The sequence below is a fragment of the Clostridium sp. 1001270J_160509_D11 genome (genome assembly GCF_015667935.1).
Classification (GTDB): domain Bacteria; phylum Bacillota; class Clostridia; order Peptostreptococcales; family Peptostreptococcaceae; genus Intestinibacter.
Genome location: NZ_JADPET010000018.1, coordinates 20,025 through 29,488, shown reverse-complemented (window position 1 = coordinate 29,488; position 9,464 = coordinate 20,025). Strand labels below are relative to the sequence as shown.

General features: G+C 28.4%; 7 protein-coding genes. 2 read left to right on the top strand and 5 right to left on the bottom strand.

Annotated elements, in window-relative coordinates; all coding sequences use genetic code 11:
• Window positions 1–259 precede the first annotated feature (259 nt).
• Together I4U58_RS03405 and feoB are read left to right on the top strand one after the other, a co-directional pair.
• Complete coding sequence (locus I4U58_RS03405; protein ID WP_195929639.1) at window positions 260–478, top strand: ferrous iron transport protein A; 219 nt, start codon at window positions 260–262, stop codon at window positions 476–478.
• A gap of 14 nt (window positions 479–492) precedes the next feature.
• Window positions 493–2,403 carry a ferrous iron transport protein B gene (feoB, locus tag I4U58_RS03400; RefSeq protein WP_195929638.1) on the top strand — a complete coding sequence of 637 codons (1,911 nt, stop codon included), beginning with the start codon at window positions 493–495 and terminating at the stop codon, window positions 2,401–2,403.
• 56 nt (window positions 2,404–2,459) lie between these two features.
• Here feoB and I4U58_RS03395 read toward each other — a convergent pair whose 3' ends face one another.
• From I4U58_RS03395 to I4U58_RS03375, 5 genes are all read right to left on the bottom strand, one after another.
• Window positions 2,460–3,548, bottom strand: a complete 1,089-nt coding sequence (locus I4U58_RS03395; RefSeq protein ID WP_195929637.1) for a trypsin-like peptidase domain-containing protein — start codon at window positions 3,546–3,548, stop codon at window positions 2,460–2,462.
• Window positions 3,549–3,780: 232 nt separating this feature from the next.
• Window positions 3,781–5,127, bottom strand: coding sequence for a glucose-6-phosphate isomerase (locus I4U58_RS03390; RefSeq protein ID WP_195929636.1), 1,347 nt, complete (start codon window positions 5,125–5,127; stop codon window positions 3,781–3,783).
• Window positions 5,128–5,439: 312 nt separating this feature from the next.
• Window positions 5,440–7,068, bottom strand: coding sequence for a Na/Pi cotransporter family protein (locus I4U58_RS03385; protein WP_195929635.1), 1,629 nt, complete (start codon window positions 7,066–7,068; stop codon window positions 5,440–5,442).
• A gap of 212 nt (window positions 7,069–7,280) precedes the next feature.
• Complete coding sequence (locus I4U58_RS03380) at window positions 7,281–8,879, bottom strand: NAD(P)/FAD-dependent oxidoreductase (RefSeq protein WP_195929634.1); 1,599 nt, start codon at window positions 8,877–8,879, stop codon at window positions 7,281–7,283.
• 91 nt (window positions 8,880–8,970) lie between these two features.
• On the bottom strand, window positions 8,971–9,348 hold the full coding sequence (locus tag I4U58_RS03375) for a hypothetical protein (protein ID WP_195929633.1): 378 nt from the start codon (window positions 9,346–9,348) through the stop codon (window positions 8,971–8,973).
• Window positions 9,349–9,464: the final 116 nt, after the last annotated feature.

The window sequence follows — 9,464 nt, the reverse complement described above, 5'->3', positions numbered from 1 at the left end:
GGTAGAGGTATCTTATCTTTTACTAATTTTAAAGCTGCCTTGTGAAGTCCATTAGCAATTAGCCCTACATATCCTTGTCAAAAAATCTCCAGTTTTTGTCTATTTTTAATATAAATTATAGAAAAAACTCATATTTAAATTTACTATATATTTTCATTTTTTACCCCTATAGCATAACTTGACTTTTCACACCATAAAAATTATTATATATATATAGTATTTTTACTATGATAATGAATTTCATTAGGAGGTATTAATGATGACTGTTTACGATTTGGAGGTTGGCCAAAAAGCTACAATTGATAGCATAAGCGGTGATATTAGGCTAGCAAAAAGACTATTCGCCTTAGGATGTATAAGTGGCACTGAAATATCAGTAAAAAAAGTCGCTCCTTTTGGTGATCCTATGGTTATTAACTTTAGAGGACTAGATTTAGCACTTAGAAAAAATGATGCTAAAAACATTACAGTAAAGTAAAGGAGTGAGCTATTTTGATTAACGTTGCCTTATTTGGAAACCCAAATGTAGGGAAAACTACTATTTTTAACTTACTTACTGGTTCTAATCAGTATGTAGGAAACTGGCCAGGAGTTACAATTGAAAAAAAGGAAGGATATTTAAATAAAGATATTAAAATTGTCGACTTACCTGGAATTTATGCAATGGATACTTTCTCAAACGAAGAAAAAGTATCTAAATCTTTTTTAGAAAATGAAGATGTTGATGTTATATTAAATATTGTTGATGCATCTAACTTATCTAGAAACTTATATTTAACTACACAACTTATGAAGTATAATAAACCTATTATATTACTTCTAAACATGCTTGATTTAGCAGATTCAAAAGATATTAAAATTGATTATGATAAATTGGCAGATGAATTAGGAATACAAATTGTTCCTATAATAGCAAAAAAGAAAAGCGGAACAGAAAATATAGAACAAGTTATTAGAAATTCCGTAAACTTAAAAACAAATTATATAGAGGACTTTGGTAATGAAAGTCAAACATATAAAAAAATAGATTCGATATTAGATAGATGTACTATTGATAATTCTAAAAATAAAAAAACAATTACCGATAAAATTGATAATATTGTCTTAAATCCAATTTTAGCTTATCCAATATTTATCGGAATTTTATTTTTACTATTTAGATTTACATTTGATTGGGTTGGTGGACCACTACAGGATTTATCTACTGAATTAATAGAAAATTATATTATTGCACCTGTCGATGGACTTTTAGTTCATTCTAGTGCTTGGTTTAGATCATTGATTGTCGATGGTATTTTAGGTTCTTTAGGTGGTACATTACCATTCTTCCCATTAATCTTTGTTTTATTCTTAGGAATTTCACTATTTGAAGATAGTGGATATATGTCTAGAGCGGCATTTCTTATGGATAAAATAATGAGCAAAGTTGGTTTATCAGGTAAAGCCTTTATACCAATGGTTATGGGTATGGGATGTGCATCTCCAGCTATAATGGCGACAAGAACTTTAGAAAGTGAAAAAGATAGAAAAATAACTGCACTTATTGCTCCACTTATGACATGTGGTGCTAAATTACCTATTTACGCACTATTTATAAGAATATTCTTTAAGAAAAATGCAGCTATCGTAACTACTTCTCTATACTTATTAGGTATAGTAGTTGCAATCTTAGTAGCTTTAATTTTAAATAAAACAGTATATAAAACTGAACTAGAGCCATTTGTATTAGAACTTCCTGAATATAGAGTTCCAACTTTAAATGCTCTTTTAAAAAATGCTTGGAATAAATCAAAAGGATTCTTATACAAAGTTGTAACAGTTATGTTCTTCATGTCTGTTCTTATATGGGCAATGTCTTCATTTAACTTTGGAGGATTCACAGAAGATATAAATACTAGTTTCTTAGCTTACTTAGGTAAACTTATGACACCTATATTTGCACCATTAGGATTTGCTGATTGGAGAATATCAGTAGCATTAATAACTGGTTTAGGTGCTAAAGAAGTTGTTGTAAATACAATTTTAATTTTATTTGGTAATTTAAATTCTGGTATTGCTGTAGTATTTACTGTTGTAACAGCTTATACTTTCTTAGTTTTCTGTGCATTATATACTCCATGTATAGCTACTTTAGCTACTATGAGAAAAGAATACGGAAACAAAATGATGCTTGCTTCTCTACTATACCAATTTGGTGTAGCATGGATTGTAGGTTTCGTAGTTAACTTTGTCGGTTCATTAATAGTATTTGGAACTACTGGAGTAACTATATTACAATTTGCTTCTTTCATAATTGTAGTTATACTTACTGCTATTTTCCTAAATTACTATTCTAAAAATAATAAATTAAAATCAGTACATTGCGATTGTTCTTCATGTCCATCAAAATGTAACAATATATAAAAAAATAAACCCTATATAGGGTTTATTTTTTTGTTTAGTGACTTATAATTAATTTATTAGAATTTTACCTTTAATGTCATTTCTTTTCCATCTCTATTTATTGTAAGTGTTGCTGAATCACCTTTAGTATAGTTATATAGATTTTTTGTTAAATCAGACATAACTGATAAATTTGTACTATCTATTTTTGTTATTATATCTCCTGATTTTATACCAGCTGATTCTGCTGCTGAACCTGATACAACTTCTGCTACATATACTCCTTCATCAGTACTTAATTGTTGTTTTGAATATTGAGCATACTTTGATGCATCTGTCCCTTTTATCCCTAAAGTTACTTTTTCATAACTACCTTTTTGTATTATTGATTCTATTATTGGTTTTGCAGTGTTAATTGGTATCGCAAATCCTAAACCTTCACCTTCTGATGCTTTTGCAGTATTTATACCGATTACTTGACCACTTGAATTTAATAATGGTCCACCACTATTACCAGAGTTTATACTTGCATCTGTTTGGATTAAACCTGTCATAGTTGTTTCTGATGTTGATATTGTTCTATCTAATCCACTTATTATACCTTGTGTAACTGTTCCTGCTAAATCTAATCCATATGGATTACCTATTGCTACTGATATATCCCCTATTTGTACTTTATCACTATCACCTAATTCAGCTGCTGTAAGTCCTGTTTTATTAACTTTAACTATAGCTAAATCAAGTTGAGAATCATACCAATAAACTTCTCCATCTATTGTACTACCATCACTAAATAATACATTTACTGTTTTTGCTTGACCATCAGATATAACATGTGAATTTGTAAGTATATATCCATTTGAATCTACTATTATCCCTGTTCCTACACCTGTTGATTCAGTAGGCATAGAAAACATATTATCACTACTTAAAGTAGTTGTTGTTATACCAACTACTGAAGGTTTTGCTTTTTCACTTACAGCTTGATATACATTTGTACCTTTTTCATTACTTACTACAATTTGTGAGCTAGTTCCCTTAACTGAATTTGTTGTTCCATTTAATATTCCCGTCTTATTTACTACAACTACTGTTAGTAATGAACTTAAAATAGAACAAATTATTGCCACAATTACAACTAAACTAATACTTTTTTTCTTTGACATTGTATATTCCTCCTATATTCATAAGATTTACTTGTTCAATTAATGTTATTTACCTTATAAATAAATTTTTTAATATTTATTATCGTTTCTATGGTTTTATTATATTATCATAAACTTAATTTAAACTTAAATAAAAATAGAAATTTATATTCAAAAAAATCCAAGCAAAATTAAGTAATCATTTTGCTTGGATTTTTCTATCGTCTTAAATACTTCTATTTAAAAGTATGTATTATAATCTTTTTTCTAATTCTTCTTTTTCTTTTTCAAAACCTGGTTTTCCAAGTAATGCAAACATATTTTTCTTATATGCTTCTACACCTGGTTGGTTAAATGGATTAACTCCTAATAAGTATCCACTTACACCACAAGCTTTCATAAAGAAGTATGACATATAACCGAAGTTATATATATCTAATTTTTCTATGTTTATTATCATATTTGGAACTTGTCCATCATTATGTGCTAATACAGTTCCTTGTAAAGCTTTATGATTTACAAAATCTAACCCTTTACCTGCTAAGTAGTTTAATCCATCTAAATTAGCATCATCAAGTTCTATTGTTATATCTTTTCTAGGTTGCTCTACATTTATTACTGTTTCAAATAATATTCTTTTTCCATCTTGAACATATTGTCCCATAGAGTGTAAATCTGTTGAGAAATCTACTGCTGCTGGGAATATACCTTTTTGGTCCTTTCCTTCACTTTCTCCATATAATTGTTTCCACCATTCATTTACATAATGTAATGCTGGTTCATAATTTACTAATAACTCTATATCTTTACCTTTTTTATGTAATATATTTCTTATTACTGCATATTGATATGCATAGTTGTCATCTATAACATCTGTAGAGAAATCCTCTCTAGCATCTGCCATACCTTTCATCATTTCATCTATGTCAAGTCCTGCTGCTGCTATTGGAAGTAGACCAACTGCTGACATTACTGAGAATCTTCCACCAATATCATCTGGGATAACAAAAGTTTCATATCCTTGTTCATCTGCTAATTGTCTAAGTGCTCCTTTTTTAGCATCAGTTGTAGCATATATTCTTTTTGCTGCTTCTTCTTTTCCATATTTCTTTTCTAATAAATCTTTAAATATTCTAAATGCAATTGCAGGTTCTGTTGTAGTTCCTGATTTTGATATTACATTTACTGAAAAATCTTTGTCTTTTACTATTTCTATTAAGTCCACTAAATAAGAAGAACTTATACTATTTCCTGCAAAATAAATTTCTGGAGCTTTTCTGTCTTCTTTTGATAAATTGTTTCTGAAAGAATGAGAACACATTTCTATTGCAGCTCTTGCACCTAAATAAGATCCACCTATACCTATTACTATTAATACTTCTGAGTCAGATTGTATTTTTTGTGCCGCTTTTTTTATTCTGTCAAATTCTTCTTTATCATATTCAACTGGCCAATTTACCCATCCTAAAAAATCATTTCCTAACCCTGTCTTTTCATGAATAGCGTTGTGAGCAACTGTTACATATGGTTGCATTGCATCAATTTCTGATTTATCTAAAAACCCCAATACCTTACTATAATCTAAATTTAATTTAATCATATTAATTAATCCCTCTCTTTTTAAAGTTATTTATTATTTTAAATGCTCCTTTTGCAATCACCTAAATTATACCATATATATTTAATATAAAAAATATCAAATATATATAATTATATCTAACTAAATAAATATTCGCTTGTTAAAAGCCCTATGTTTTTATGAAAACGTTATTTTAGAGTTCAATGTAATTACATATGATAAAATAATTATAGTTTTTTATAAAAATAATAAAAAAATCATTCGTATGATTACATAAAAAAATGCATTAAAATATAGATCGAATCTATACTTTAATGCATTTTATTTTAATAATTAATTATCGCCTGTTTTTTGTTGAATAACTTTTTCAGCTATATTAGCTGCATGATCTGAAATTCTCTCTAAGTTACTTAAAATTTCTAGATATATGATACCATTATCTATACTACAAAGATTATTATTTAATCTTCTCATATGATTTACTCTACATGATTCTTCCATTATATCTACTTGTTCTTCCATTTTTATAACTTTACAAGCTAAATGTACATCAGAAGTAACCATAGCTTCTAATGCATAAGTATATGATGAAATAACTTTATTATACATATCGCTTATTTCATTTTGTCCTTGTTCTGAGAATGAAACTTGACCATCTATTGCTGATTGTGCTATTTCTGCTAAGTTTTCAGCATGGTCACCTATTCTCTCTATATCATTTACTGTATTGAATAATGCATCTACAGTTTCTCTATCTTCTTCACTTAATGGTGCTTTAGATAGTTTTAAAAGATAATTTAATATAGTTTTTTGTAATTGATTTATTATCTTTTCTTGCTTGAAACTTTTTTCGATAGCATCAGTTGATGCTTCTAATATACCTTCCATAGCATGGTCAACACTATATCTAGCTTTTTCACCCATTCTAGATACTTCTTTTATTGTACTAGCTAAAGCTATTGGTGGAGTTTGAATCATTCTGTCATCTATATATTTGATTACTCTTGATTCATCTTCTTCTGTCTCATCATTTTTATCTGGAACAATTTTCATTGCTAATTTAACAATTAGTTTGTTACATGGTAATAATAATAAAGTTGAAACTATATTGAATATAGTATGTACATTGGCTATTTGTCTAGCTACATTATTTGGATCCATTTTAACAACTATATCTACTACGAAACGATTTAAGAATACTAAGAAAATAATTGTTCCTAATATATTAAATATTAAATGTATCATAGCTGCTCTTTTAGCATTTTTGTTTGCTCCGATACTTGATATTAATGAAGTTACACAAGTTCCTATATTTTGTCCATATAATATAGGTAAAGCTGAAGCAAGTGGAACTAATCCTTGAGATGCTAAAACAACTAACATACCCATTGCTGCTGATGAACTTTGTATTATTGCTGTTATACCAAATCCTAAAAGAAGTCCTAAGATTGGATATCTTCCGAATGTAGCTAATAAATCTGTAAATCCTTTATATTCTGCTAATGGATTTACTGCTACTTTCATAGATTCCATACCTGTAAATAGTAAACCGAAACCTATAAATACTTCTCCGACTTGTTTATATTTTTCACTTCCGCCAAATAAATATAGTAAAATACCTATTCCTAATGCAAGTGGAGCTAAACCAGTTAAATCAAATGATACTATTTGAGCTGTTATTGTTGTACCAATATTTGCACCCATAATTACTCCAACTGCTTGTGGAAGTCCCATAAGACCTGCATTAACAAAACCTACTACCATTACAGTTGTGGCACTAGAACTTTGTATAACTGCTGTTACTACAGCACCAAGAATTACACCCATAAAGATGTTTTTAGTTAAAAGTTCAATAATTTTTTTCATTTTAGATCCGGCTACTTTTTCTAATGATTCCCCCATTAGGTTCATACCGTATAAAAATAGACCTAGACCCCCTAAAAGACTTATAACGATTTGCACTTTATTCCTCCTTAAGTAAATACATCATATTCGAATTTTAATTAAATTCATATTTAAGTACATGTTTATTTTATAATGTTGCAACTATAAACTTCAATACTTTTTTTAAGGTTTGTTAATTTCTTAATATAAACTTAACATAAGTATTACATGTATTCACACATAAGCCATTTAATTCCATTTTTTAGTGTTTTCAGAGCTATTTTTTTATATTATTTCATTGAAGAATATCTTTCTATTATCTTTTCAGCACATTTTATACCATCAACAGCAGCAGTTACTATACCTCCTGCATATCCTGCTCCTTCTCCACATGGGTATAATTGTTCTAAATTTACAGATTCTAAAGTTTCTTCATCTCTTACAATTCTTATTGGAGCTGATGATCTAGTTTCTACACCAGTTAAAACTGCATCTCTCATAGCAAATCCGTTTAATTTTTTATCTAGCTTTGGTAGAGCTTCTTTCATAGTTTCACATACGAAATCTGGTAGGCACTTTCTTAAATCTACAAAAGTATATCCAGGTTGGTATGAAGGTTTAACCTTACCTAATTTTGTTGAAACTCTATCTTCTAAGAAGTCTCCTACTAATTGAATTGGAGCATTGTAATTTCCTCCACCTAATTCAAATGCTAATCTTTCATATTTTCTTTGGAACTCAACTCCTGCTAATGGATGGTCACTTCCAAAATCAGAAGGTCTTACATTTACTAAGAATGCACTATTTGCGTTTTCTTTATCTCTCGCATGTTCACTCATTCCGTTAGTAACAACTTCACCCTCTTCTGATGCTGATGCTATTACTGTTCCTCCTGGACACATACAGAATGTATATGCGGTTCTTCCGTTAGATGTATGTTCTATTAATTTATAATCTGCCGCACCTAATCTAGGATGATTATAAAATTCTTTATATTGAGATTCATTTATTAATATTTGTGGATGTTCTATTCTAGCACCTATTGCAAATGGTTTTTGGTTTATTTTTATTCCATTTTCATATAGCATTTCATAAGTATCTCTTGCACTATGTCCAATTGCTAGTATTACTACATTTGTTTCAATAACTTCTTCTTCATTAACTACTACAGATTTTATTTTTGAATCTTCCATATTAATTTGAGTTACTTTTGAATCGAATTTTACTATACCACCAAGTCTTATAATCTCTTCTCTTATATTTTTTACGACATCTTTAAGTATATCTGTTCCAACATGAGGCTTATTAGAGTATAAGATTTCATCTGGTGCACCGAAGTTTACAAATTCAGTTAATACTTTTCTACATCTTATATCTTTAATTCTTGTAGTTAATTTTCCGTCTGAGAAAGTACCCGCTCCACCTTCTCCAAATTGTACATTAGAGTTATTTTTAAATTTTCTTTCTTTCCAGAAGTTTTCTATATCTTTCGTTCTATTGTCTACATCTAATCCTCTTTCAAGCATTATAGGCATATACCCTCTTTGTGCTAAAACTAAAGCTGCAAATAATCCAGCAGGGCCACTTCCGATTACAACTGGTCTATGTTTTAATTCTTGATTTCCAGATTCAACACCGATATATTCTCTTTGTTTTATTTCTACAACATCTTTTAATTTTTTATTTAGAAGTTTACTTTCATTTTTTACAATTACATCAACAGTATATACAAAGTCTATCTTTCCTCTTTTTCTTGCATCTACTGATTCTTTATATATAAAGTATTTTTGTAAATCTGATTCTTTTATTTTTAATTTTTTTAGTACACTACTTTTTATTTTTGATTTGTCGTCATCTATGCTTAATTTGATATTAGATACTCTCAGCATATAAACATCCTCCATTTCTATTTTGCAATCTATCTTTTTATATATTCATTTTCAAAAAGATAGCGAACTCTTAGAGTTCGCTTTTTATTCGTTAAAGTTTTTCACTTATAAGTCCTCTTATTACTTTCATGTTGTTGAATACTTTTTCTAAGAAGTTTTCAACCTCTTCATTGTCTAATAGAGCTATTTCTAATTCATCTTCTTGTGATATATTTTTTGATTCACAATATGATTTAGCTATATTTATTAATTCTTCTTTACTCTCAGAAGATAAATCGTATTCTTTAAAGTCTATGATTATATATTGTTTTATTTTCTCTTGGTTACCTTCGTTATAACCTATTTCTATATGGTATATAACTCCGAATAAATTTTGTGGTTCTTCAGCACCTTTATACACTGGTACTGCTGGGTTTGATTTTATAAAATTAGTTGATACTGCAATAGGATTTCCTAAAGTAAAACTCATAAAAATACCTCTTTCTCTGTAATATACTTCTTTTTATATTTTATCATTTTTTTTATATATTAAAAGACTTTTACATAAATTTTATTATTTTATTTGACTTAAATATGTGAAATTTA

Excerpts from the sequence above, each read along its gene's own strand:
- I4U58_RS03395 (WP_195929637.1), bottom strand. The coding sequence starts at position 3,548 with ATGTCAAAGAAAAAAAGTATTAGTTTAGTTGTAATTGTGGCAATAATT.
- I4U58_RS03375 (WP_195929633.1), bottom strand. The coding sequence starts at position 9,348 with ATGAGTTTTACTTTAGGAAATCCTATTGCAGTATCAACTAATTTTATA.
- I4U58_RS03390 (WP_195929636.1), bottom strand. The coding sequence starts at position 5,127 with ATGATTAAATTAAATTTAGATTATAGTAAGGTATTGGGGTTTTTAGAT.
- I4U58_RS03380 (WP_195929634.1), bottom strand. The coding sequence starts at position 8,879 with ATGCTGAGAGTATCTAATATCAAATTAAGCATAGATGACGACAAATCA.
- I4U58_RS03405 (WP_195929639.1), top strand. The coding sequence starts at position 260 with ATGACTGTTTACGATTTGGAGGTTGGCCAAAAAGCTACAATTGATAGC.